We start from the raw sequence: 26,619 nt of genomic DNA, 5'->3' as shown, positions 1-26,619 counted from the left end.
CTATTTGTTTTTTATAATTCATATTAATTAAATTTTATTCTTACCTCGACATCTTTCTTACAACAGTTGATGTCCATGTAGCTATAACAGTTACTCCCAAGAACATTTCAATTGAAGCCAATATTTTTCCATGATAATTTATAGGTATAATATCTCCATAACCAACTGTCGTAAATGTAACTATGCTAAAATACCAAGCCTGAAAATAATCACTTATAAAATCTTTAAAATCTAAATTTAATATATCTAAAAAACTATATTTAATCGTTCTATGGTAATTCATAGTACAATCAATATTTATATTAAATCTAAGTCCAGCTATCATATATAAATAGGCAAATATACTTATCAATATAAATGAGAAAAATAAAACATTTTGTGGTTTTTCTCCATATCCAACTATATATTTAGATACCAAATCCATTATTTTAGGTACTATATATCTATGTTTTTTATCTTCATCCTTTATACAAGTAAATATCATTTTTCCATTGTACATTCTCTCTTCATAGTAATATTTACCACTTTCTTCGTAATCACCTATTATATTGGATTGATTTTTAGCAATTCTATATGCATTCCTAGCATCTATATACCTTTCTTTATCATAGTCTACATTTTGAAGTATAAATTTAGTATTAGAAGAAAATCTAATTCCATCAAATTTTACTCCATTTGATATATTTTTAAATATAAATTCCTGTCCTAAAAATTTAGACATATAGAAAACAGACATACTTTTATTGCTTAAAAATTCACTTTTATCAAATATACAATTTCTTATAAATATACAGTTTTCAAAAGAAATATTTTGTTTGAATTTTGTATTTATAAATAAAGCATCTGAGTAAAATTTGTAATCATCAAAATATACATTTTTATTAAATACTGCATAAGAAAAATCAAAAGAAGCTTTTTTATTTAGATTATTTATTTTTATATTTGATATATTCACATCTTGATGAAATATAATACCTCTAAAATCGTATATATTTTCTTCCTCATTCCATAAATAATCATTTGCTTGTATATCTCCATTTAATATATTAGTTATAATTTCTTTTTCTTTTTCTGATTTAACCGGTCTATGGAATAAGCAGTATTGTGAAACATCTTCTGTACATCTATAGCATGTACAATCTTCAACCTCCCACTTGCATTTCATAAAACACAAACCTCCATAAAATGAAACTTAATTCCTATTCATTGATAAGAAAGCATTTATACTATATTATTGACACTTATATGATTTTTATCCTTAAAGAAAATATATTTCCCGGGAATTTTATATAAAGTATGTATATTTCGTGTCTTATTTTGATAAATCTAAATTAAGTGTCAACTTTATGAAAGGGGTTAGCAATATTAATCTATATAAATGATAAAAGTCCTAATTTAAATTGAAATTAGGACTTTTATCATTTATTATTAACTTATAAATCTAAGTGTAACTAAATTTAAATCATTTTATAATGAAAGGCTTTGATAACATGAAAAAAATACCAATCTTAATATTCATAATTTTATTCTCTTATATATATTACCAAGTAACAGATATTAAAATTAACAAAATAAATATATATTCAAATAAAATTCCCAATGATTCAAGTATACGGATACTTCAAATATCTGATATTCACAATAGGAATTTAAACAATATAGGTTTAATACATTATATTAGGGAATCTAATATAGATATGGTAGTTCTAACTGGAGATATTATAGATGCTAAAACTGAAAATTTCGAGCGTATATACTCGTTTTTAGATTCTTTGATAAATATAAATCCCAATATATATTTTGTAAGCGGTAATCACGAATGGAGAAACTCAAATAAAGATGCATTTATAGATTCTCTAAGGAAGAAAAACTTAATAGATTTAAATAATTCAAACAAGGTGTTTGAAAAGAATAATATAAAAATAAATATTTGCGGAATTGATGATCCTTACACAGATCATGAAAATACATACTCAGCTTTTAAAAATATAGACACTCAATATTTTACTATTTTATTGTCTCACTCTCCTAATGTAATTACCAAATATAAAAATATAGACTCTAATCTTATTTTATGTGGTCATACACACGGAGGTCAAATAAGACTTCCTTTAATAGGAGGTCTTATAGCTCCAGGACAGGGATTCTTTCCTAAATACGATAAAGGATTATATAAATTACATAACGATAAAGAAATCTATATAGACAGCGGTTTAGGAACTAGTGCTCTCCCAATAAGATTCTTAAATAAAAGTCAAATAAGCTTAATTATTTTACAAAACAAAAAGTAGATATCAACCTGGGTTAATATCTACTTTATTTATTATTAAAATTATTTATTATTAGAATTCTGCATTTTTCGGTGTTCTTGGGAAAGGTATAACGTCTCTTATATTACCCATACCTGTTAAATACATTATAGCTCTTTCAAATCCAAGTCCATATCCTGCATGCTTTGTTCCACCAAATTTTCTAAGTTCCAAATACCACCAGTAATCATCTTCATTAAGATTCATTTCTTTCATTCTAGACTCTAATATGTCAAGTCTTTCTTCTCTTTGACTTCCTCCAATTATCTCTCCTACACCTGGAACTAATAGGTCAGCTGCAGCAACAGTCTTATTATCATCATTAAGTCTCATATAGAAAGATTTGATATCCTTTGGATAATCAGTAACAAATAAAGGCTTTTTGTATACTTCATCAGTTAAGTATCTTTCATGTTCTGTTTGAAGATCACATCCCCACTCTACTGGATAATCAAACTCTTTACCTGAATTTTTAAGAATCTCTACAGCTTCAGTGTATGTTATTCTACCAAAATCAGAATTAACTACATTATTTAATCTATCAAGTAAACCTTTGTCTATAAATTTATTGAAAAATTCCATTTCTTCAGGAGCATTTTTCATAACATAATCAATTAAATATTTCATCATTTCTTCTGCTAAATTCATATAATCATTAAGATCTGCAAATGCAATCTCAGGCTCAATCATCCAAAACTCTGATGCATGTCTAGACGTATTAGAATTTTCAGCTCTAAATGTTGGTCCAAAAGTATAAATATTTCTAAATGCTAACGCGTAAGCTTCCGCCTCTAATTGTCCACTTACTGTTAAATTAGTCTCTTTACCAAAGAAATCTTTAGAATAATCAACATTTCCATCTTCATCAATAGCAGGATTTTTCATATCTAAAGTAGTTATTCTAAACATTTCTCCCGCACCTTCACAGTCACTGCCTGTTATTACTGGAGTATGAGTGTATACAAATCCTTTTTCTTGGAAGAACTTATGTATAGCATAAGCAGCTATAGAACGAACTCTAAACACTGCTGAAAATGTGTTACTGCGTGGTCTTAAGTGTGCTATAGTTCTTAAATACTCAAGAGTATGTCTTTTCTTTTGTAAAGGATACTCACTTGAAGATTCTCCTTCAACAGTTATTTTAGTAGCCTTTATTTCAAAAGGTTGCTTTGTTCCAGGTGTTAATACTAGCTTACCTTCAACCACTATAGATGTACTAATAGATAATTTACTTATTTCTTTGAAATTTTCTAAGTTTTCTTCAAATACAACTTGGATATTTTTAAAAAAGCTTCCATCATTTAATTCTATAAATCCAAATGCCTTTGAAGATCTTAGTGTTCTTATCCATCCTGATATTTGTACAGTTTGATCAGAATGTTTTTCTGTTTCTCTATAAATTTCTTTTACCAATATGTTTTTCATACTATTACCTCCTTATATATTTTATTTAATCTTTATTATATTTTTTTAAATAAAAAAAAAGTCTCTCATCCCTAATGAAGGGACGAAAAACTTATTATTCGCGGTACCACCCTAATTGCCATAATACGGCCACTTTCTATAAATACAAAGATTGACTTTATATTATTCATTTGTAACGGTATGAAGCCGTCTAAGCCTACTATCTTCTCAATTTCGGTTAGAAACTCTAAGTTGTTCTTCTCTATGACTTTTAATATTGATCTCTCACCATCACCAATTCGCTTTAATTAAAATAATTCATAGATACTTTTCTCTTCACTGTTTTTAAATATTCTACTTTAATTAGTATTTATATTATATTATCTTTATTTTTTTATGTCAAACATATTTGGTAATTAAAATTTTGCTTTATCTATCTCTGATTTTCATTATCTACCCATTCTTTAGCTTCTCTCGTTGCCCTCTCACTCGGTATTGATACATTAGTTTCATCAAATACACTTTCAATATCTGCCCATGCTGCTGTTTCATGATTTTCACTTAAATTAGTAAATTTATTTCTTTTGTCTTTATTTTTCATGTCAATCACTCCTTTAACCATATTATTTACTAAATTTAAAAATTTATTATAATTATCTAGCAATAATTTATTCTCATAGTTTATTTTTACTTGTTTTCATGGTAAAATGTTTTAGATTAGATTTTTATAAACTTCTTTTAGTTGTATATATAATTATCTATAATATAAATTAATAATGGTAATTATATAATAGTAATTTTAAATTATATAATCACTATTAAGTCATATAACTCAAGAAAATATAATTGTAGGAGGATTTATTATGAAAAAAGAGTTCAAGCAAGAAATAAAAAAGAAAGTAGACTTAAAAAGTATGAATCAAACCGAAAAAGACTTATCTACTATGTTCGGTAAGATGATATTAAAAAAATCAATTATACCTATTATTTTAATATTGTTATCATTTTTTGGAACAGCATCATTAATTACCAATATTTGGATAAGATTCGGGCTTACATTAGCGGTTACAGCTGGGGCTTTTTATTATTTGAAATTGTACAGAGACAAACTTCAACAATTAAAATACTATGAAGGAAAAGTTATATACTTTCAAAAGAAAGAAAATCAATACGAACTTCTACTTAAAAACGGAAAATTACCTATCAAATTAAATATCAAAAAAGGCTTAGATGAAAAAAATATTAAAAAAAACCAAATCTTACGTTTATATTACAATGAACCAGAAAAAGTTGCTATTATAGTTAAATAATTTTCAAAAGAAAACAGAATTTTAAATAGATTCTGTTTTTTTATTTGTTTAAATTTTAAGATTTATATATAGATTTTTTTAATAAAAAGATATAGAATATAGCTTGTATACAATATTCTTTTAATTGAAAGAGGTGTTTTACTTGAAATTATTTAGACAACTGGGCATAATTTTATTTATATGTCTTTTAGGAGAGGTCCTCTCTAACTTTTTACCATTTCCTTTGCCAGGTAGTATAATCGGTATGATATTGTTATTTATATCTCTTAATACAGGTATAATAAAACTTTATGTAATAGAGGATATAAGTAATTTTTTACTAAACAATCTAGCTTTCTTTTTTATACCTGCAGGAGTAGGTTTAATATCTTCTCTTGATATATTAAAAGGACAATGGTTTATATTATTTTTTATATCTATTGTTTCTACTATATTAGTAATATTTACAACTGGATTTACAATTCAAATATTAAAAAGAAGGAGAGATTAATATGAGTTTTGTTGATAATCCTATATTTGGTATACTTATAACTATAATAGCTTTTGAATTTAGTGTTCTTATAAATAAAAAAACAAAGCTTTCTATTTTTAATCCTGTATTTATAAGTATGATAATTATAATTTCATTTCTTTTAATATTAGACATTGATTTTGATTCGTATAATAAAGGGGGGAACTTTATTACTTTTTTCTTAACCCCAGCTACAGTAATACTAGCGGTTCCATTATATAATCAATTCGAGCTATTAAAAAAGAATTTATTTCCTATTTTAATAGGAGTTTTTATAGGATGTTTAACATCTATATCGAGTATAATATTTTTAAGCAAATATTTAAATGTAAATACTCAAATAAGTCTATCCCTAATTCCAAAATCAATAACTACCCCTATAGGTATAGAAGTGTCAAACCAAATAGGAGGTATACCATCAATAACTATAGTTTGTATAATTATAACAGGTGTTATAGGAGCTGTTTTAGGCCCTTCAGTATGTAAATTTTTCAAAATAAAAGACAAGGTAGCTATAGGTGTTTCAATAGGAACTTCATCACATGCTCTTGGAACTACAAAAGCTATGGAGCTTGGAGAAACTGAAGGGGCTATGAGTAGCCTTTCAATAGGAATTGCAGGTATTATAACTGTACTATTAGCTCCTATATTAGTAAAATTCATAGGTTAACATTTAAGCCATATTCTTAATTAAGAATATGGCTTTCGTATTTTTATAATAAATTTTCTGAATTTTATTCATTTTTATTACCATTTTTTGGTTTAGAGTGGTATAATATTACTAATTAAATATTCTGAATTTTCTATTTTCGCTGTTAAGGGGGCTATTATTATGTTAAAGGAATCTTTAGGTAAAGATAAGTTCGATGAACTAGATGATTTTATCAACTCACTTGAAGAAAAAAAAGGAGCTTTAATAGAAGTTCTTCATAAAGCGCAACATATTTTTGGTTATCTTCCAAAAGAGGTTCAATTATTTATAAGTAAAAAATTGAATATACCTTCTTCAAAAGTATTCGGTGTTGTAAGTTTCTATTCTTATTTTACTACAAAACCAAGAGGAAAATACGTCATAAATATTTGTCTTGGAACAGTATGTTTTGTAAAAGGTTCTGATAAAATAATGGAAAAATTTGAACAGGAACTTAATATTAAATGCGGTGAAACTACACAAGATGGTAAATTCACATTAGAAGGTTTACGATGTGTTGGTGCTTGTGGGTTAGCACCTGTAGTAGTTATAAACGAAAAAGTTTATGGTCATGTTACACTGGATGATGTTGAAAAAATACTTTCCAATTACAATAATGAAGTTGAAGATAAAAAATTAGCACAATCTTCAATATAATTTATAAAGGGGGGAGAAAAATAATTATGAGTAAAATAAAATCATACAAAGAACTAACTAGTCTTAACGAAACACTAAAACCACTTATCGACATACGAAATAATACTAATCTTGAACATATAGACCACGATTTAAAAGAAATTTTAGTTTGCGGAGGAACAGGATGTCATTCTGCTCAAAGCGATGAAATAATTACAAATCTTAAAGCTAGCATTAAAAATAACAATTTATCAGATAAAGTAAAAGTTTCATTAACTGGATGCTTTGGATTTTGTGCTAAAGGTCCTATAGTTAAAGTTTTTCCTGATAATGTGTTTTATGTACATGTATCTCCTGACGATGCTGAAGAAATAATAAGTGAACACATAATAAAAGGCAATGTTATCGACAGGCTATTATTTGAAGAGCCTACTATAAAACAGAAAGTTAAGAAGCATGATGATATGTCTTTTTATAAAAAACAACTGCGAATAGCACTTAGAAACTGCGGTGTTATAAACCCAGAGGATATAAATGAATACATAGCTGAAGATGGCTATATAGCTCTTGGAAAATCAATAACATCTATGTCTAGAGAAGATGTCATAAATATAATTAAGAAATCAGGTCTTAGAGGAAGAGGTGGAGCTGGATTCCCTACAGGTATAAAGTGGGAGTCAACTTTAAAAGCTTTATCTGATGAAAAATATGTTGTTTGCAATGCCGATGAAGGTGATCCAGGAGCATTTATGGATAGATCTGTACTTGAGGGGGATCCTCATTCAGTTTTAGAAGCTATGTCAATTAACGGATATGCAATAGGTTCAAACAAAGGATACATATACATTCGTGCCGAATATCCACTAGCTATTCATAGACTTAAAATAGCTATAAATCAAGCTAGAGAATTCGGATTTTTAGGAAAAAATATACTAGGAACAGGATTTGACTTTGATATAGAACTTAAATACGGAGCAGGAGCATTTGTATGCGGAGAAGCAACTGCTCTTATACACTCTATTGAAGGTAATCGCGGCGAGCCTAGAATGAAAACAGTAAGTTCTTCTAAAAAAGGTTTATGGAGTAAACCGACTTGTGTAAATAATGTTGAAACCTATGCTAATATACCTGCAATAATCCTAAATGGTGCTAAATGGTATTCTGCTATAGGAACTGAAAAGTCTAAAGGAACAAAGGTATTTGCACTAGGAGGAAAAATCAATAATGTAGGTCTTGTTGAAGTTCCAATGGGAACGACTTTAAGAGAAATAATATTTGAAATAGGCGGTGGAATACCTAATGGTAAGAAATTCAAAGCCGTTCAAACCGGTGGACCTTCAGGCGGATGTATACCTTCAAAGTTTTTAGATATACCAATTGATTTTGATTCTTTAAATGCAATAGGTTCTATGATGGGTTCCGGAGGAATGCTTGTTCTTGATGAAACAGATTGTATGGTTAATATAGCTAAATTTTTCCTCGAATTCACAGTTGAAGAATCTTGTGGTAAATGTACGCCTTGCCGTATAGGAAATAAGAGACTACATGAAATATTAACTAAAATTACAGAAGGCAAAGGATCTGAACAAGATTTATATGACTTAAAAGAACTTGCTGAGACAATTAAGGATACATCTTTATGTGGTCTTGGAAAAACATCGCCAAATCCAGTTCTAAGTACAATGAAATACTTTATGAATGAATATGAAGATCATGTCATAAATAAAAAATGTAGTGCAGGTTCATGTCAAGCACTACTCGACTATTTCATAACTGACAAATGTATAGGCTGTACAAAATGTTCTAAAATTTGTCCTGCAAATGCTATAAATGGAAAAGTAAAAGAAACGCATGTAATAGACAATACAAAATGTCTTAAATGTGGTGCTTGTTTAGATGCTTGTAAATTTAATGCAATAGTAAAAAAATAGTTAGCGAGGTGATAGTATGAATATGGTGAATTTAACTATAAACAATAAAAATATATCAGTTCCTAAAGGAACTACTATTTTAGAGGCTGCAAAAGGATTAAATATAAAAATACCTACTCTATGTCATTTGGATCTTCATAATATAAAAATGGTTAATGAATCAGCTTCATGTCGTGTATGTGTAGTTGAAATCGAAGGAAAAAAGAATTTGTTTCCAGCATGTTCTACTCTTGTAAAAGATGGTATGGTAATTAGAACAGATACACTAAGAGCTATAAAGGCACGTCGAACTGTAGTTGAACTACTTTTATCTAATCATCCTCAAGATTGTCTTCTTTGTGATAAAAACACAAATTGTGAACTTCAATCATTAGCCGCTGACCTTGGAATTTCAGAAATTAAATATAAAGGTAAAACGTCAAGCCATGGAATAGATAAGTCAAGCTACTCTATAGTAAAAAATCTAGATAAGTGCATTTTATGTAGACGTTGCGAGACTATGTGTAGTGAGGTTCAAACAGTAAATGTTTTGTCCGGGGTTGATAGAGGTTTTGAAACTATCATATCCCCTTCTTTTTACAACCCAATGCACGAAACTTCATGTACCTTCTGCGGTCAATGTGTTGCAGTATGTCCTACAGCAGCTTTAACAGAGGTTAATAACATTCCAAAAGTATGGAATGCATTATCAGATAAAAACAAAACAGTTATAGTTCAAGTAGCACCTGCAGTTAGAGTTGCTTTAGGAGAAGAATTTGGTTTGAACCCTGGTGAACTTGTTACAGGTAAAATAGTTAGTGCACTTAAAAATTTGGGATTTGATAAAGTATTTGATACCGATTTTGCTGCTGATTTAACAATAATAGAAGAAGCTTCTGAGCTTGTTCACAGAATAGAGGAAAATAGAAATCTTCCTATTCTTACTAGCTGTTGTCCTGCATGGGTTAAATTCCTTGAACATCAATTTCCAGATTTATTAGATATACCTTCAACTTGCAAATCTCCACACGAAATGTTTGGAGCTATAGCTAAAACTTATTTAGCTAAAAATATGGATATAGATCCTGAAAATATGGTAGTAGTATCTATAATGCCATGTGTTGCAAAAAAATATGAAGCAGCTCGTCCAGAACTTGCTAATGAAAAAACTAAAGATGTAGATATAGTAATAACTACAAGAGAATTTGCTAAAATGATAAAAGAAGCTGGAATTGACTTTAAATCTTTAAAAGACGATGATTTCGATAATCCTTTAGGTGAATCTTCTGGAGCTTCAGTAATATTCGGTACAACTGGAGGAGTTTTAGAAGCTGCCCTTCGTACAGCTTACGAATGGATTACAAACGATACTTTAAACAATGTAGAATTTTCTCAGTTAAGAGGTATGGATGGCATAAAAGAAGCTAGTATAAAAATTAATGATATGAATATAAACGTAGCTGTTGCAAGCGGACTTGGAAATGCTAGAAAAATACTTGAAGATATTCAATCTGGAAAATCTAACTATCACGCTATAGAAATAATGGCCTGTCCAGGTGGATGCATAGGTGGAGGCGGTCAGCCTTACCATCACGGAAATTTAGATATAATATCAGAAAGAGCAAAAGGATTATATCAAGAAGATAGATCAAAAAAAATACGTAAATCTCATGAAAATATATACGTTCAGACTTTATATAAAGAATTTTTAGGAGAACCATATGGAGAAAAAGCTCACAAACTACTTCATACTCACTACCATAAAAGAGCTACAGAATAATATTATGCTTATTTCATAAATATACTTTTAAACTTTAGATAATACCCTTATACTTCCTTTTAAAATAGAATAAGAGCTACTCCTAAAACTTGAGTAGCTCTTATTCTAGCTCTACAGATTTATCAAAATGATTTTCTATAGATTTTTTATTTCTACCTGTAATTATTAATATTTCTTCTATTTCAGATTGAATAGCTTCCTCTATTATATATTGAAGAATGGGTTTATCAACTATTGGAAGCATTTCCTTTGGCTGAGCCTTAGTTGCTGGTAAAAATCTTGTTCCAAGCCCTGCTGCTGGTATTACTACTTTTTTTATATTTTTATTAATAGGATACCCTCCTTCCATTATATAATTTTTTGATTTTTAAATAGTTTCAAAAATTTTCAAAAGTTTATTTGCAGTTACTTCCCAATTATACTTTTCTAATACAAATTCCCTTCCTTTTTTTCCTATATCATTTGCCAAATCTTCATTATCTAAAATATATTTAATATATTCTTCAAAAGCCTTTGGATTATCATATTCTTTAATCGCAAACCCATTAACACCCTCTTCTATAACTTCAGCATTTCCGCCTCGCGCAGTAGTTATAATAGGAAGCCCAGCCGCCATTGCTTCATAGTGAACTCTAGCAAGTGGCTCTCTCCATTGAGAAGTACATACAAATATGTCTCCCATATTATAGTATTTACTTATTTCATCAGGTGTTAAAAAACCTGTAAATATAACTGGATTTTTTAATTCTTTAGCCATATGTTGTAATAGCAATGTATAGTTACTAGGTGTATTAAGACCATACCATTTACTTCCTACACACATCAATACAGTATTCGGATGAGAATTCATGACTTCTTTCATTGCTTCAAACAAAACATGAGGTCCTTTATTTTTAGATAGTCTACCTACATAAAGGATAACCTTTGAATTTTCAAGTCCATACTGTTTTCTCATATTTATTCTATCTTGTACAACATCTTCACTCCAAAATGGTTTCATTTTATTTCCATCTACGGCTGAATATACTGGATTTAATTTACTTTCAGCAGTTGGATATATTTTTTTTACTTCATCTGCTACAAATTTACTTACAGTAGTAATAAACTTAACTCTATCTATACATTCTAACGCCATTTCAGGTTCAATTTTTTTAGGTAACAGCATTTCATTATGAAGGCTAAGACTTAAAGCAGTATTAGGTACAACTTCATTTAATATAGATATCCAACGGGGTCTATTAAATACATGGATCAAATCGAATTCGTCAGTAATTTCATTTTTAACATTATTTATATAATCATCAGCATTTTCTCTTTGTACTCTAATATAAGTTACATTGTCCTTCATCTCCCTAGAAGGTAGTTTATCATTTGCTACACTAAAAACTGTTATTTCATGATATTTAGATAAAATAGGCAATACACCTTGTATATATATTTGAATAGCTCCTCCTAAAACAGGAGGAACAGGAAGCATTTCTGTACAAATAAATGCAATCTTCATAAAATACTCCTTTCCTTAATAAATTTTAATATTTTTTTAAGTCATTATTTATTGAAATTTTCTTGATACATTATATTTAGTTAATTTATAAATGTGATTTTTCAAGCACCAAAAAAAGCTCCAATATTTAATTGGAACTTTATAAATTTACTATGTTCTATTTGACTTTTAACAACTTTTCTTTTTCTTCTTTATTAGCTGCATAAGATAACTTAGCCCATGCAAAGAATATTGCACCCATCAGAGACCATCCTATTATAATTCCCCACTCATAAGGCCAGTTAAGAGCAGCTGGAGCACCTGGTAAGTATAAACTCAACATTCCTAAACTTAATAAAACAGCTATGCTTCCTACTAGCTTACCACACTTAATCTTGTATGGTCTTATCATATTTGGCTCTTTATATCTTAAAACTAAAAATGATATTGTTACAATTAAGTATGCCATAACTATTGTAATTCCACCAGCATTAACAAGCCAGCTAAGCATTTGTCTTCCAAAGAAAGGCGCTATACAAGAGAACATTCCTACTAATAAAACAGCATTAGTCGGTGTTTTATACTTTGGATGTACACGAGCTAAAAACTTAGGAAGCATTTTTGAATCTGCCATAGCATAAATAGCTCTACTTCCCCCTACATAAAATGAATTCCAACTAGTCAATATACCACCAATACCAGCTATTACCATAAGCTTTCCAGCCAAAGTACTATTATAGTATACAGCTTTCATAGAATCTGCTGTGACCATAGTAGATGCATTCAATTCAGTTTGGTTAAGAGATAAAGATACAGCATAAATAATCATCACATACCAAAATATAGCCATAACTACTGACATTAGAAGTATTCTTCCAATTTTTTTAAAAGGCAAATTAATTTCTGCCGCCGATTGAGGTATAACATCAAAACCAACAAACATGAACGGTGTCATTATAAGAACAGACAATATACCTTTAGGTCCATTAACTATTAAAGGTTTTGCATTCACAGGATCTCCATTAACTAAAGATCCTAAGAAAAACAAGATTCCTATAGCAACCACTATAAATGTTAAAACCCCTTGTAAAAAAGCTGCCGGCTTTACACCAATATAGTTTATAGCAGTTATAAGAATTGAGCTTACAACACCTACTAATACCCAGGTGAAATTTACATCATAGCCCATTACAGTATACATGTATCCCTTAACATAATTAGGAAATAAATATTCTACCACAGTAGGAAGTGCAACTGCCTCAAATGCTACAACAGATATGTATCCTAATATAATAGACCATGTACATATAAATGACATATTTTCACCTAATGCTCTGTGGCTAAATACATGTTCTCCTCCACACTCAGGCATTGCTGATGTCAATTCTGCGTAAGTTAATCCTACAAACAATACCATAATACCACCAAGTATAAACGCAATAGCAGCACCTAATGACCCAGCTTTTTTTATCCATTCTCCCGCAAGTACAATCCATCCCCATCCTATCATAGCTCCAAAAGCTAATGCTAAAACATCTTTTTTAGATAATACTCTATTAAAATCCTTCGATTTGCTACTCATTTAAAGTTCCCCCCTTCAAATCCTTACGTTACACGAAGCAACTTATGTGTTTTATTTAAGTTGTTTCATAACCAAAAAAAATATACTTGATTCATTATATGATTTTTTTGAAAAATTATTACATTAATCTTCCAATTAAATTTTTCGTTATAATTGTATCACACTTTTACATTTTTTTGCAATATTTTTCTAAAATTTATATTTTAAATTAAATTGGACATAATTTGTTTTTTTTGTTATTATGTGAAAGAATATTATTTTAAAGGAGAGTTTAATTATGGAAAAAAAAGATATTTTAGCCGTAGTTGGCACAAAAGAAATTACTGCAGCTGATGTTGATTCTGCACTTAACAGCCTAGGTCCTCAAAGAGCTATGCAGTTCCAGTCAGAAGAAGGAAGAAAAAAACTTTTAGAAGACTTAATTAACCAAGAATTATTTTATTTAAATGCTATAGAAAATGGTGCTGATGAAGAAGAAGAATTTAAAAGTGAAATGAAAAGAATAAAAGAAAACTTCTTAAAGCAGTACTCTATTGGCAAATTATTAAGCAGTGTAAAGGTTGAAGAAAAAGAAGCTAAAGAATTCTACGAAAACAACAAAGAACAATTCAAATCTGCTGAAGGTGTTCAAGCTAGCCACATACTTGTAGAAGATGAATCTCAAGCTAAAGAAATATCAGCTGAGATAAACAGTGGTTTATCATTTGAAGATGCAGCTAAGAAATACTCTAAATGCCCTTCAAATGAAAGAGGCGGAGATTTAGGATTTTTCTCAAAAGGTCAAATGGTTCCTGAATTTGAAAACGTAGCTTTTAATATGGCAAAAGGTGAAATTAGCCAACCAGTTAAAACTCAATTTGGATATCATCTAATCAAATTAACTGATAAGAAAGATGCAGACACAAAATCTTTTGATGAAGTTAAAGACAATATATATAGCCAATTAATTTACAAACAACAACAAGTTACATACTTTGAAAAAGTAGAAGAATTAAAATCTAAGTATAGTGTTACTATAAACGAGTAAAATTAAAAAATCCTCTTAAATTTAAGAGGATTTTTTCAATCTATTCTAATACATTTAATTTTTTTGCTACCCATTTTGTTGTACTTGCTTGAATTCCTAGAGTTATCAATATTGCCATAAATACTACTGATGATAAAATACCTTTATTATCTACATTCATACTCATTATCATTCCAGATAAAGCTGCTGGTATTACTCCCGTTTCCCTTACCCACATCATAAATAATATTTCATTCATACTCCACTTTGTTTTTCTATCAAAAATCACACATACTATTACAGATAGCGGTCTTACAACTAACACTAATATAGCGATTACTATAAGTGATTGTTTCCAATACATACCTAAAGATATGAAATCAACGTGAGTACCAAGTAAAACAAATATAGATATTCTCATTATAACTGCAATCGTTTCTCTTACATGAGTCTGTATTTGATAATGTTTTTCAGGAACCCATAATTTGAATGTTTTTTTATTTCCACATAAAAGTCCTGTTATGAAAGTAGCCATATATCCACTTCCACCTATCGTTTCAGCCAACATGTAAGAAGCAATAACTGCAACTATAGAAACTAATGGTGCAAATTCATAAAAAAATCCGTACTTACCTTCTGATATAGACATAGATGCTAAAATTCCAATAACTACTCCAGCAACCAATCCTCCAGCAATCATTATCAATAATTCTTCGATATTATTACTTAATGAAATTTTTCCTGAATCTATTATTGTAAGTATTGAAAAGACTAGTATTGCTCCAACAGCATCATTAAATGCAGATTCACTTATTACAGTTTGTTTCAACCTATCTTTTATATCTATAGACTTAAACACTGGTACTAATGTTGCAGGGTCTGTAGATGCTATTACTGAACCTATCAATAAAGCAGATATAAAAGAAATGTTAAATATTTTCATCGATATAAATCCAATTGAAAAAGCAGAAATTAATACACCTAAACTTGCTAATAATCCTACTGTTATTTTCACATCGTTTAAAACCTTAAGTTTGACCTCTCGGCCTCCATCATATAGTATATATGCTGATCCAAACGTTAATATGAGTTGATTCGCAACAGGATAAGCCTCTATGCTAGCTATATTTAAAACAGACGGCCCTATTATAATACCTGCTATTAAAAATAATACTACATCTGGTACTTTAATCAATTTACTTATTTTTGAAAAAATCATTCCTACAATCAATACTATAATAGTTAATCTCAGTATTTCATTAACAGTCACAACTGTGCTATTTTCCAATTTAATAACCTCCTTTATGATATTTCATTATTCCAACTCACCAATTATATATCAAAAGATACAAACTAAAAAACTTCATATATCACCATATGTTGCCTTGTAAGCTTAAATTATTAGATATATCCTATTTATCTTTATATTTCTTAAAAATCGTATTTATTTTAAACGTTATATAAAATTTAATTATATTTATAATAAATATAATTTTCTTACAATCATAATTTTCTTACAATCATAATCAAATTAACTTTATACTATAACATAGTTCATGTTGCCAACTCTATGAATTTGCAAAAAAAGAGCTTATGCAATTTGCATAAGCCTCTAATAATATTTAGATTTGAAAAAGTCACATACATTTTCTAACGATTGTATAAGCATTTTCTGTTCATTTTTGTTCAATGTAGAAACTATATTTTCTATAATTTCACAATGAAATTTTTCATGAGTTTGATAAACAAGTTTTCCTTTTTCAGTTAAATCAACTATTACTATACGTCGATCTTCTTCGCTCTTAACTCTTTTCACATAACCTTTTTTCACAAGTCTATTAATTGATATGGTCAAGGTTCCAACCGTAATTTTTAAAGTCATGGCAACCTCGCTCATTTTCCTAGGTTCTTTTACTCCTATTGCTTGAATAGTTCTAATTTCATTTACTGAAACATCATTAAACTGGCTTTGAGCAAATATTTTTTTTTCTATATTTGTTAAATCATAAAAAATGCTTGTTATTAATTTATTTAATGTTTGAACATTTTCATTCATATTTGTCACCACTTTATATTTATATAGTTTTAAGTTTTGTGCTAGCTTCTTTTACAAGTTCCTTCATTAAATCACGTACAGGAATTATTTTATCTAATTTATATGCATTACTTCCACTAAATATAAGTCCATTTTCTACATCTCCATTAACAGCTCTAACCAGTGCCTCTGTTATACAATATGGAATATCTTTTGGATTACATCCAGCTATACAGTTATAACATTTCTTAACTGGAATATTTCCAGTTCTAGTTTTTTTAACAAAATCATTGCTAATAGCTCTTCCAGGCATACCTACAGGACTTTTTATAAGTTCAATATTATCTTTTTTAGAGTTTATATAAGCTTCTTTAAAATTTATGTGTGCGTCACATTCATCAGTGGCTACAAATCTAGTTCCCATTTGAACCCCATCAGCACCAGCTTTGATATATTTTGCTATATCATCGCCATCAAATATTCCTCCAGCTACAACCACAGGTATATCCTTTTGATATTTTTCTTTAAAAGGCTTTAAACTTTCTTTAACTTCATTTACTATTTTAATCAAATCTATGTTCTCAATTGATCCTAATTCACTTATAGAAAATCCTAGATGACCTCCAGCTTTAGGACCTTCTACTATAACTACATCTGGGACATAATTGTATTTTCTATCCCAAAGCTTTGATATTAATGTAGCAGCTTTTGCAGATGATACTATTGGAGCAATTTTAGTCTTAGATCCCTTTATAAGATCTGGTAGCGACTTAGGAAGGCCTGCTCCTGATATTATCAAGTTTACCTTTTCCTCAACTGCAGCTTTTACCATTTCCTTATAATTTTCCATTGCAACTAAAAAGTTGACTCCTATTATTCCATTAGGACTTAACTCTTTTGCTCTTTTTATTTCTCTTTTTAAAGCCCTTATATTTGCTATTTTATTATCAACTCTAAAATCATCTTCCTTATAACCTATTTGTACTCCTGATATAACTCCAATTCCACCTTCATTAGCAACAGCTGCAGCAAGTCTTGCTCCCGATACACCAACACCCATTCCTCCTTGAATAATTGGAACTTTAGCTATTAAATCTCCTATATTTAAAGACGGCAATTTCATAAATTCATCTTCCTCTCATTTTTATTTTGACATTCAAACCTTTTGATAGTCAAAGTATATAAAAAAACATATCAAAAGTCAACACAGATTAAGTTTTTTTATTAACATATATAAGTTTATAATTTCCTATTTTTTATAAAAAATTCGTCTAGTAGCTACGCACTGACTCATATCGCCAACGCTCGGCTTCATTGCTCAAAATAGTTGCAACTTTAATTCACTTATCAATGTTATCTACAAATTGAAAGTCATATAATTTAATATTGGTTATAAAAAATAACGCTTATTAGAATATATATTCTAATAAGCGTTATTTTAAGAATTATTTTTAGATTAAGTATTATATAATCCACTATAATACTTTACTTAAAAAATCCTTAGTTCTTTCATTTTGAGGATTTTCAAATAATTCTTTAGGAGTTCCTTGTTCTATTATTTTTCCTCCATCCATAAAAATAACTCTATCCCCTACTTCTTTTGCAAATCCCATTTCATGAGTTACTACAACCATGGTCATCCCCTTTGATGCAAGGTTTTTCATAACATCTAAAACTTCCCCTACCATTTCAGGATCAAGTGCAGATGTTGGCTCATCAAATAACATTACATCAGGTGACATAGCAAGCGCTCTTGCTATGGCTATTCTTTGCTTTTGTCCTCCTGATAACTGTTTAGGATAATTAGTTGCTTTATCCTCAAGTCCTACAGTTTTTAATAACTGAATAGCTATTTTTTCGCTTTCCTCATCACTCATACTCTTAAGCTTCTTAGGTGCAAGCGTAATATTGTCTAACACACTCATATGTGGAAATAAATTAAATTGTTGAAAAACCATTCCCATTTTTTCTCTTTGTTTGTCTATATTATTAGTATTGCAAGTTATAGATTTCCCTTCAAATATTATATCTCCACTGGTAGGATGCTCAAGTAGATTAAGACATCTTAAAAATGTACTTTTTCCAGAACCACTAGGGCCTATAACAACAACTACTTCGCCTTTTTCTATATGCTCATCAATTCCTCTTAGAACATGATTTTTTCCAAATTTTTTATTTAAATTCTTAATCTTAATCACTTACAGCCATCCCCCTTTCAATCTTGTTCATAAATTTAGAAAGTGTAAATGTTAATATAAAATATATAATAGCAGCAACTATTAATGGTTCAAACGGTTGGAATGTATTTCCTCTTACAATATTTGTATTATACATGACCTCTGGTATACCAACAACCATGACTATTGAAGATTCTTTTATTAAAACTATAAATTCATTACCTAAAGCAGGTAATATATTTTTAAGCCCCTGAGGTATTATAATGTATCTCATCGCCATTCTATTACTCATTCCTAAAGATCTTGCAGCCTCCATTTGTCCTTTATCAACAGCCTGTATTCCAGCTCTTACTATTTCTGCTACATAAGCTGAACTATTAATTGATAAAGCTATTATACCAGCTACAAAAGGAGGCATATCTATACCTAAAGTAGGAAGCCCATAATAAACTATGAATAATTGAACCAAGATAGGAGTTCCCCTTAAAATCTCTATATATACACTAGATATTATATTTAACACCTTATTTTTAGATAATTTCATTAGAGATACGAAAAGACCTAATATTACACCTATAAATACCGAACATATTGAAAGTAAAACTGTGTTTTTAGTCCCAATTAAAAAGAACATATAATATTTACTTAAGAAAGAAAAATCCACTATACTCAACTCCTACTCAATCATATCTGTCGCTTCAACTACAAATTCTTCTATTTTATTTTCTTTAACTAATTTATCTAATGTCTTATTTATTTGATCTGTAAGTTCTTGACTTCCTTTTTTAATAGCTATGGCAGATCCACCTGTTTCATCCTTAACTGTTATACCTGAAAGTGAAAGATCAGTATTTTTATCTATATAAGCCTTTGCAACAGGAAGTTCAACTATTAAAGCATCTACTTTATCATTTTTAAGCTCCATCATAAGATCTGGTACTTTTGAAAGAGATTTAATTTGAGCATCTTTTACTTGATCTTTAGCTATCTCTTCTTGAACAGATGCCATTTGAACTCCTATTGTTTTTCCCTTTAAGTCATCCATAGACTTTATCTTGTCCTTATTTTCTGTCTTAACAACTACAGCCTGAGTTGCATTATAATATATCTCACTAAAATCTACTTTTTCTTTTCTCTCATCAGTAGGTGTCATACCTGCTACTACAAAATCAACAGTTCCTGTATTTAAAGCTGCTAATAATCCCCCAAAATCCATATCCTTAATTTCAAGTTCAACGCCCATATCCTCTGCTATTGCTTTAGCAATTTCAATATCAAATCCAACTATTTGATCTTTTCCGTCCACTTCTTTGTGGAATTCATACGGTGGATAGTCCGCACTAGTTCCAAGTACTATTTTTCCTGATTCTTTTATTTTTTCATATTGTGAAACTTCACTTTTACCACATCCTGAGAAAACCATTCCTAAACATAAAACCATAACTACAACAATCATTTTATTAACACTTTTTTTAAACATTTTAAATTCCCCTCTCATATTTTTATTAAAATCAACTTTATCAGTTTAAATCATTAAAGTGCAACCATCAATTATTTCCTTTTAAACACCTCCTACATAATAAATTTATATAAAAAACCTCGCCTCTTATAAAAATAAGAGACGAGGTATATGCCCGTGTTACCACTCTTGTTGATACAATAAAAATCGTATCCACTCATTAACCTTTAACGATAGGTACCGTATTTTCCTACTACTATTTCAAAAAATCTCCTCCATGGCTCTCTTCAATACAACTATGTTACCAGACTCACACCAACTCTAGCTCGCTTTAACAATCATTATACCTACTCTCCACTTCACTGGATTTAAATATTTTATTTTAGTATATAAAAAACTCGTCTCTTAAAAATAAGAGACGAGGTATATGCCCGTGTTACCACTCTTGTTGATACAATAAAAATCGTATCCACTCATTAACCTTTAACGATAGGTACCGTATTTTCCTACTACTATTTCAGAAAATCTCCTCCATGGCTCTCTTCAATACAACTATGTTACTAGACTCACACCAACTCTAGCTCGCTTTAACAATCATTATACCTACTCTCCACTTCACTGGATTTCATGTCATTTTGTTTGTTTTTTTAACTTAATATATATTATACACATATAATTTTGAAGTGTCAATATATTTTTAAATTTTTTTATTAAACAAAGATTTATAACAATAATCTATTATCTCACTTCTCTTTATTATCCCTATAAAAATATTTTGATCATCAACAACAGGCACAAAATTTTGATTTATACTTAGAGAAATTAAATCTTCTATATTTGAATCAATATAAACAGGCTTATTATCCATTTTTCTAGATATATCTTTTAATAAGATTTTACTAGTATTTTTAAAGTTTAAATCAGGTGTATTCTTTAACTTCCAAAGTAAATCTCCTTCAGTAATTGTTCCTACATATCTTCCGTCATCAACTATAGGAATAGCTGTATATCTGTGATACTCCATTTTCTCTAAAGCTTGACGCATTGTTGATTCCGGTGTTAAATAAGCTACCTCTATTTTAGGTGTAAGAAAAAAAGCTATATTCATATGTTTTCTCCCCTATTTTCAAATTTTAGTTTATCTAAATAGTATGTTACTTGAGATTAAAAAAGATGTCAAGTTTAACCTAATGTATAAATTTCCATAATAAAATCAACCTGTATCATGTTATACTTATAAATATATTATTTCTCATTATTAAATAAAAATTTAAATTATTCGGGGGGATTAATTTTGAATAATATAATAAGATTTGTAGGTATATTGATTAGCTCATTTGGAATTGTTTTAAGCTTAATATCATCATATCAATTTTCACATATAGATAATTTCAAAAAATTATTTTTTGCAGCACTTATAGGACTTTTAAATCTCTTTGCTCTGTTTTTGTTTATAGATAACAAAGTAAATACCAAAAATGATATAAACTAAAAAATCGCTTTATTATAATTTCCTTATGAATAATAAAAGTCGCCTTTAAAAAAGCGACTTTTTAATATAATTAATATATACAGATCATATACAAATTAAATATTATAATTTAATAACATTAGCAGCTTGAGGGCCTCTAGCTCCATCAACTACTTCAAACTCAACTTGTTGTCCTTCTTCTAATGACTTATATCCATCTCCTTCTATAGCTGAAAAATGTACGAATACATCTTCTCCACCTTCTATAGATAAGAATCCATAACCTTTTTCTGCATTAAACCACTTAACAGTTCCCTTTTTCATTTATAATATCCTCCTAAATAAAACGAATTTGAAACAAATATATTATTTGTTACATTATAATTAAAAATACTACATTTAAACCTTATTGTCAATACATAAATCAAAACTTATCAATAATGTACCCTAACAAGCCAAAACTTGATTTTTTTATTACTCCAGCCAAGATCCCACGGTACTCTATATCTATCAGTATTATGGCAATTTACAAGAGAATATCCCTTAGAATCATAGCCTGTTACAACTGAAATATGAGTTACCTTTCCTTTTTTTTCATAAGCTACAAAATCACCAGGTTCAAGCTTATAAGATGCCTTATAAACCTTGTCATAATCTCCATATGCTATCAAAGAAGCTCTTCCGCTATATATCATATAATTTTTAAATGCATGTGCATTTACCCAAGCCTTAGTAGCTCCACTTGAATCATAATTCCATTCTCTCGTTTTTCTAAAGCCTCCTCCCTCATATAACATTTGAGATGCGAAATTAGCACAATCTCCTCCTAAGGGATTATAGTTTCTATACTTACTGTTGTACTTATATTCATGTTCCTCATCTGCTGCTGCACCACAGAACATGTCTGCATACTCTAAGGCTTTTTTTCTTCTCTCATTAATATTATAGTTATCTCTTTTTTCTTGCTCTATAATATGTTTTTTTATATCATCAAACTTTATATTTTCTAAATTAAGAGAATCTGCAAAAGGATCTGTATACCACTCTTTAGTTATACACCATCCCTCTTCATTCTTGATAGTATCTAAGGAGTGATATGTTCCTATTCTGCATATATTAGTTTCATTTTTAGAATTATTATACTGATATTTATACTCAGTTGATGCCGTAAAATTTATAGAATATCCTCCTTCCTTAGATCTTATTCTATTTATCTTTACTTTAGTCTTTATATCTTTAAATGTAATTCCCTGTTTGTTTGACCAAATATGTAAGTACTTCATTTTTTTCATCTCATGTTCATATGCCCATACTCCATATTTAGTATTTTTATCATACAAATTGTTTAATTTACTCTCATCTTCATCCAAAAGTGCTTTATTTCTTGTTTCAAATATTTCTTCTAATATTTGCATACATTCTTGATCAGTAAAAGCTGTTATAACCTTTGATTTAATTTCTAATGAATATAAAGATATAGCCAAAACCAACATGCATATAATTCCAACAACAGATTTTCTTTTATTTATTATAATAAACACATTTATACCCCCTAAAATCTACTCAAAGAATTATATGTATTTAATTTTTAAAATATAATCTATATATTCTAATATTACTAATAATTATTTTTTTACAAATCATAAAGTGAAACTTAGGTTAGATGGATTTTTAGATCTTTTAACTTTTGGATAAATTAATATTTCAAACCTCTCTTTATTTTTTTTAAGTTATCTCTCATAATTTCTATATAGTCAGACTTTATATCATTATTTAAGTACTCAATAGAATCCAACTGCAATATGTTCACTTGTAATTTTTTCGATATTTTTCTTAAATTTTCATCTATTTTATTTTCTGAAAATATGTATTTTATTTTATTATCATTTATAAATTCATATAAATCATCCACTTTAGAAATATTTGAAATATCTATTTGATTTAGATCGTATCTATTTGCAATATAAGAAAAAGCATTACTTGAAACTAATATATCTTTTTTATTTAAGCTATTTATTTCATTAGAATATAGCTTATCTAATTTTATTAATTCTTGCTTAAATAAATAATAATTTTTTTCATAAATCTTTTTGTTTTTATTATCAGCTTTTATAAAAGCATTTTTTATATTATTTGACTCTCCTATTACATTTAAAGGATTTAACCATGTATTAAAATTCTTTTGTTCATCATTTATAGTTTTTATACCTTCACATGCTTTTACTATTATTACTTTATCATTTGAAATAGAATTTATAATATTATCAATCCATGGTTCTGATCCATTATATATTAATACATCACTTTTGTTTAAATCTTCTATAATTGCTTGAGTTGGCTTAAATTGATTTGGTTTTATTGAGTTGGGAATTATCATTTTTAAATCAATTTTATCTTTACCTATATTTTTTGCAAATTCATACATGGGATAAATTGTAGTGTAAACTTTAATCTTATCATCCTGCCTTAAAATTGCCTTAGATGTTTGTATTGTTTTACTTTTATTTACTGATATTATAAATATAGATAAAACAACAACACAAAAAATTAATATCTTACTTTTCATATCAAATTCCTCCTATTTTATATAGTCTCTATAATTTTTTACATAAATAGTTAATAATATACACATTAACTTATTTCTGAATTAATTAATATAAAAAATTCGTCTACTCGCTAACGCGGTGACTCATATCGCCAACGATCCTTACAGGCTCCGTTGCTCAAAAATAGTTGTAGGTGCAGGTGTTTTATCAATATTATCCACAATTTAAAAATCATATAATTTCCTTAAGCGTAAAAAAGAAAAAAGTTCTTCTATAAAGAATCTTAAATGTAAACTTTTTTGAAACTCCTATCGAAATTTATATTTATCAACAATTTAAAGAGGAATATAATTTCCTATAAAATCATAAATATAAAAATTTTATAGATTTAATATTAATATTGAATTTTTATAGATTTTTGAATAAACTATATACATTATTAATAAGGAGGTTTTTTATGATTTCAAATACATTATCTGTAGTATTAATATTGAATATCTTATTTGCAATTGCAATAATATTTTTAGAAAGAAAAAAACCAAGTGCTACTCTAGCTTGGCTTATGCTTTTACTTTTAATACCTAATATCGGTTTTATCGTTTATTTATTATTTGGAAGAAATTTAAGTAGAAAAAAAATATTTGAAATAAAGCCAGAAGAAGCTAATAGCATAAATACTTTTTTAGAAAACCAAAAACTACAACTGCAAAACAACTCTTTAAAATTCAATGATCCATCTATTGAAAATTACAAAGATATGGTCTATATGCATTTAACTCATAGCGAATCTATTTTTACACAAAATAATAATATTGAAATATTCACAGACGGAAACGATAAATTTGAAGCGTTAATCAAGAGCATTCAAAACGCTAAAGACCATATTCACATGGTTTACTTTATAATAAAAAACGATTCGTTAGGAAGAAAAATAGTAAATGAACTTACAAAAAAAGCAAAAGAAGGGGTAGAAATACGATTTTTATACGATGCTATAGGAAGTCATTCTCTTCCTAGAAGTTTTTTTAAAGATCTTAAAGCGGCCGGAGGACAAACTATCGCTTTTTTCCCTATAGTAATTCCTTTTTTAAATCTTAAAATAAACTATAGGAACCATAGAAAGATAGCTGTAATAGACGGTGTAGAGGGCTTTATAGGTGGTTTTAATATAGGCGATGAATATTTGAGTCTAAATAAAAAAATGGGCTATTGGAGAGATACTCATATTAAAATAAAAGGCGATGCTGTCCATATGTTACAAACTAGATTTTTACTTGACTGGAGAAGTGCTCACAATAAAAAATTAGAAATAAAGCCCAAGTATTTTCCTAAAATAACTTCAAACGGAAACAGCGGTGTCCAGATAATATCAAGTGGACCCGACTCTGAATGGGAACAAATTAAATACGGTTATATTAAAATGATTAACTCTGCCAAGGAAAATATATATATACAAACACCTTATTTTGTTCCAGATGAAAGTATACTTCATGCTTTAAAACTTGCTTCTTTATCAGGCGTAGATGTTAAAGTAATGATTCCAAACAAACCAGATCATATGTTTGTATATTGGGCTTCATCTTCATATGCTAGCGAATTACTCAAAGCAGGTGCTAAGTGTTATATATACGATAAAGGATTTATACATGCAAAAACAATAGTTGTAGATGGTAAAATAGCATCTGTTGGAACTGCCAATATGGATGTTAGGAGTTTTAAACTAAACTTTGAAGTCAATGCCTTTATATATGATAGTGTAATTTCAAATGAGTTTAAATCAATATTCGAAAAGGATATGAATGATTGTACGGAGGTTACTCAAGAAATGTATAATAACAGGCATTTAATAATAAAATTCAAAGAATCCATTTCAAGACTACTATCACCAATATTGTAGTTTTTAGAAACCAAAAAACAAACGAGGATATCCTCGTTTATTTTTTTATTATAATGAATCTAATATTTTCTCAATTTTTCTCACTACCTTATTAACTTTCTCTTCAATACCCTCACTTCTTATTTTAGCTCCACATTTTGGACAATAAATACTACTTTTAGGTAATATAGCGTTACATCCTGGTTCAGGACAAACTATATGTCCTACATCCTTTGATGTTATTTTTCTTTTACACCTAGGACATCTACTTCCTGGTATATCTGAAATTTGTTTATTGCACTTAGGACATTTTAGCATCTTTATCTCACCTCGTATAAATAATAAAAGAGCTATTTGATTAAAAACTCTTTATATATACTATTCTTTTTTGGGAATTATTGATAGAATATAAAAGTAAAATCTGCACGATTTT

Annotated in this window: 26 protein-coding genes, 1 pseudogene and 3 other annotated features; of the genes and pseudogenes, 10 read left to right on the top strand and 17 right to left on the bottom strand. The window is 28.5% G+C overall.

Annotated elements, in window-relative coordinates; genetic code table 11:
• Window positions 1-40: 40 nt before the first annotated feature.
• Entirely contained in the window at window positions 41-1,165 is a 1,125-nt protein-coding gene (locus WJW32_RS09205) for a potassium channel family protein (protein ID WP_340257592.1), read from the bottom strand.
• Between the two features lie 325 nt (window positions 1,166-1,490).
• Between WJW32_RS09205 and WJW32_RS09200 the strand changes: the two genes are divergently transcribed.
• Window positions 1,491-2,291, top strand: coding sequence for a metallophosphoesterase (locus WJW32_RS09200; RefSeq protein WP_340257590.1), 801 nt, complete (start codon window positions 1,491-1,493; stop codon window positions 2,289-2,291).
• Window positions 2,292-2,342: 51 nt separating this feature from the next.
• Here the strand turns inward: WJW32_RS09200 and asnS are convergent, their stop codons facing one another.
• Window positions 2,343-3,734 (bottom strand): asparagine--tRNA ligase, encoded by a 1,392-nt coding sequence (gene asnS / locus WJW32_RS09195; RefSeq protein WP_340257589.1) that lies wholly within the window; start codon window positions 3,732-3,734, stop codon window positions 2,343-2,345.
• 75 nt (window positions 3,735-3,809) lie between these two features.
• Window positions 3,810-4,062, bottom strand: a binding site (T-box leader).
• Between the two features lie 84 nt (window positions 4,063-4,146).
• On the bottom strand, window positions 4,147-4,314 hold the full coding sequence (locus WJW32_RS09190) for a CDIF630_02480 family spore surface protein (RefSeq protein WP_340257587.1): 168 nt from the start codon (window positions 4,312-4,314) through the stop codon (window positions 4,147-4,149).
• A gap of 262 nt (window positions 4,315-4,576) precedes the next feature.
• On the opposite strand from WJW32_RS09190, the gene WJW32_RS09185 reads away from it, so the two are divergent.
• The 6 genes from WJW32_RS09185 (at window position 4,577) to WJW32_RS09160 (ending at window position 10,551) form a co-directional block, all read left to right on the top strand.
• Complete coding sequence (locus tag WJW32_RS09185; RefSeq protein ID WP_340257586.1) at window positions 4,577-5,023, top strand: hypothetical protein; 447 nt, start codon at window positions 4,577-4,579, stop codon at window positions 5,021-5,023.
• A gap of 142 nt (window positions 5,024-5,165) precedes the next feature.
• Window positions 5,166-5,513, top strand: coding sequence for a CidA/LrgA family protein (locus tag WJW32_RS09180; protein ID WP_340257584.1), 348 nt, complete (start codon window positions 5,166-5,168; stop codon window positions 5,511-5,513).
• Window position 5,514: 1 nt separating this feature from the next.
• On the top strand, window positions 5,515-6,204 hold the full coding sequence (locus tag WJW32_RS09175; protein WP_340257583.1) for an LrgB family protein: 690 nt from the start codon (window positions 5,515-5,517) through the stop codon (window positions 6,202-6,204).
• Between the two features lie 162 nt (window positions 6,205-6,366).
• Window positions 6,367-6,882 (top strand): NADH-quinone oxidoreductase subunit NuoE, encoded by a 516-nt coding sequence (nuoE, locus tag WJW32_RS09170; protein WP_340257581.1) that lies wholly within the window; start codon window positions 6,367-6,369, stop codon window positions 6,880-6,882.
• A 26-nt stretch (window positions 6,883-6,908) separates the two neighbouring features.
• Window positions 6,909-8,792, top strand: a complete 1,884-nt coding sequence (locus tag WJW32_RS09165; RefSeq protein WP_340257580.1) for an NADH-ubiquinone oxidoreductase-F iron-sulfur binding region domain-containing protein — start codon at window positions 6,909-6,911, stop codon at window positions 8,790-8,792.
• 16 nt (window positions 8,793-8,808) lie between these two features.
• Complete coding sequence (locus tag WJW32_RS09160) at window positions 8,809-10,551, top strand: NADH-dependent [FeFe] hydrogenase, group A6 (RefSeq protein ID WP_340257578.1); 1,743 nt, start codon at window positions 8,809-8,811, stop codon at window positions 10,549-10,551.
• Between the two features lie 103 nt (window positions 10,552-10,654).
• On the opposite strand, the pseudogene WJW32_RS09155 reads toward WJW32_RS09160, so the two are convergent.
• From WJW32_RS09155 to WJW32_RS09145, 3 genes and pseudogenes are all read right to left on the bottom strand, one after another.
• Window positions 10,655-10,900: pseudogene (locus WJW32_RS09155) on the bottom strand (sugar phosphate nucleotidyltransferase); the annotation flags it as partial.
• A gap of 18 nt (window positions 10,901-10,918) precedes the next feature.
• Entirely contained in the window at window positions 10,919-12,055 is a 1,137-nt protein-coding gene (locus WJW32_RS09150) for a glycosyltransferase family 4 protein (protein WP_340257576.1), read from the bottom strand.
• A gap of 157 nt (window positions 12,056-12,212) precedes the next feature.
• Entirely contained in the window at window positions 12,213-13,616 is a 1,404-nt protein-coding gene (locus WJW32_RS09145) for an APC family permease (RefSeq protein ID WP_340257575.1), read from the bottom strand.
• Between the two features lie 277 nt (window positions 13,617-13,893).
• On the opposite strand from WJW32_RS09145, the gene WJW32_RS09140 reads away from it, so the two are divergent.
• Complete coding sequence (locus WJW32_RS09140) at window positions 13,894-14,643, top strand: peptidylprolyl isomerase (protein ID WP_340257573.1); 750 nt, start codon at window positions 13,894-13,896, stop codon at window positions 14,641-14,643.
• A gap of 40 nt (window positions 14,644-14,683) precedes the next feature.
• Here WJW32_RS09140 and WJW32_RS09135 read toward each other — a convergent pair whose 3' ends face one another.
• From WJW32_RS09135 to WJW32_RS09105, 7 genes are all read right to left on the bottom strand, one after another.
• The gene (locus WJW32_RS09135; RefSeq protein ID WP_340257572.1) at window positions 14,684-15,910 is read right to left on the bottom strand and encodes a cation:proton antiporter; all 1,227 of its coding nucleotides are present in this window, start codon (window positions 15,908-15,910) and stop codon (window positions 14,684-14,686) included.
• Window positions 15,911-16,234: 324 nt separating this feature from the next.
• Window positions 16,235-16,678, bottom strand: coding sequence for a MarR family winged helix-turn-helix transcriptional regulator (locus WJW32_RS09130; protein WP_340257570.1), 444 nt, complete (start codon window positions 16,676-16,678; stop codon window positions 16,235-16,237).
• A 19-nt stretch (window positions 16,679-16,697) separates the two neighbouring features.
• Window positions 16,698-17,780: an NAD(P)H-dependent flavin oxidoreductase gene (locus WJW32_RS09125; protein WP_340257568.1), complete on the bottom strand. Its 1,083-nt coding sequence runs from the start codon at window positions 17,778-17,780 to the stop codon at window positions 16,698-16,700.
• Between the two features lie 352 nt (window positions 17,781-18,132).
• Complete coding sequence (locus WJW32_RS09120; protein WP_340257566.1) at window positions 18,133-18,855, bottom strand: amino acid ABC transporter ATP-binding protein; 723 nt, start codon at window positions 18,853-18,855, stop codon at window positions 18,133-18,135.
• On the bottom strand, window positions 18,848-19,498 hold the full coding sequence (locus tag WJW32_RS09115; RefSeq protein WP_340257565.1) for an amino acid ABC transporter permease: 651 nt from the start codon (window positions 19,496-19,498) through the stop codon (window positions 18,848-18,850). Before WJW32_RS09115 ends, WJW32_RS09120 begins: the two co-directional genes overlap by 8 nt.
• Window positions 19,499-19,510: 12 nt before the next feature.
• The gene (locus WJW32_RS09110) at window positions 19,511-20,314 is read right to left on the bottom strand and encodes an ABC transporter substrate-binding protein (RefSeq protein ID WP_340257563.1); all 804 of its coding nucleotides are present in this window, start codon (window positions 20,312-20,314) and stop codon (window positions 19,511-19,513) included.
• A gap of 134 nt (window positions 20,315-20,448) precedes the next feature.
• Window positions 20,449-20,665: a binding site (T-box leader), on the bottom strand.
• Between the two features lie 39 nt (window positions 20,666-20,704).
• Window positions 20,705-20,921: a binding site (T-box leader), on the bottom strand.
• 69 nt (window positions 20,922-20,990) lie between these two features.
• Window positions 20,991-21,401: a CBS domain-containing protein gene (locus tag WJW32_RS09105; RefSeq protein ID WP_340257561.1), complete on the bottom strand. Its 411-nt coding sequence runs from the start codon at window positions 21,399-21,401 to the stop codon at window positions 20,991-20,993.
• Window positions 21,402-21,587: 186 nt separating this feature from the next.
• Here WJW32_RS09105 and WJW32_RS09100 point away from each other — a divergent pair, with 186 nt between their 5' ends.
• Window positions 21,588-21,785, top strand: a complete 198-nt coding sequence (locus WJW32_RS09100; protein WP_340257560.1) for a hypothetical protein — start codon at window positions 21,588-21,590, stop codon at window positions 21,783-21,785.
• A 102-nt stretch (window positions 21,786-21,887) separates the two neighbouring features.
• Here WJW32_RS09100 and WJW32_RS09095 read toward each other — a convergent pair whose 3' ends face one another.
• The 3 genes from WJW32_RS09095 to WJW32_RS09085 form a co-directional block, all read right to left on the bottom strand.
• On the bottom strand, window positions 21,888-22,088 hold the full coding sequence (locus tag WJW32_RS09095; RefSeq protein ID WP_099187262.1) for a cold-shock protein: 201 nt from the start codon (window positions 22,086-22,088) through the stop codon (window positions 21,888-21,890).
• Between the two features lie 110 nt (window positions 22,089-22,198).
• Window positions 22,199-23,305, bottom strand: coding sequence for an amidase domain-containing protein (locus WJW32_RS09090; RefSeq protein ID WP_340257558.1), 1,107 nt, complete (start codon window positions 23,303-23,305; stop codon window positions 22,199-22,201).
• Between the two features lie 155 nt (window positions 23,306-23,460).
• Window positions 23,461-24,330, bottom strand: a complete 870-nt coding sequence (locus WJW32_RS09085) for a metal ABC transporter solute-binding protein, Zn/Mn family (protein ID WP_340257556.1) — start codon at window positions 24,328-24,330, stop codon at window positions 23,461-23,463.
• Between the two features lie 437 nt (window positions 24,331-24,767).
• On the opposite strand from WJW32_RS09085, the gene cls reads away from it, so the two are divergent.
• Window positions 24,768-26,207 (top strand): cardiolipin synthase, encoded by a 1,440-nt coding sequence (gene cls, locus WJW32_RS09080; protein WP_340257555.1) that lies wholly within the window; start codon window positions 24,768-24,770, stop codon window positions 26,205-26,207.
• A 48-nt stretch (window positions 26,208-26,255) separates the two neighbouring features.
• Here cls and WJW32_RS09075 read toward each other — a convergent pair whose 3' ends face one another.
• Window positions 26,256-26,504: a hypothetical protein gene (locus WJW32_RS09075; protein ID WP_340257553.1), complete on the bottom strand. Its 249-nt coding sequence runs from the start codon at window positions 26,502-26,504 to the stop codon at window positions 26,256-26,258.
• Window positions 26,505-26,619: the final 115 nt, after the last annotated feature.

The sequence above is a fragment of the Tepidibacter sp. Z1-5 genome, from assembly GCF_037844525.1.
Taxonomy (GTDB): domain Bacteria; phylum Bacillota; class Clostridia; order Peptostreptococcales; family Peptostreptococcaceae; genus Tepidibacter_A.
Note: the sequence above shows the minus strand (reverse complement) of the source record. Positions and strands in the feature narration are given on the sequence as shown.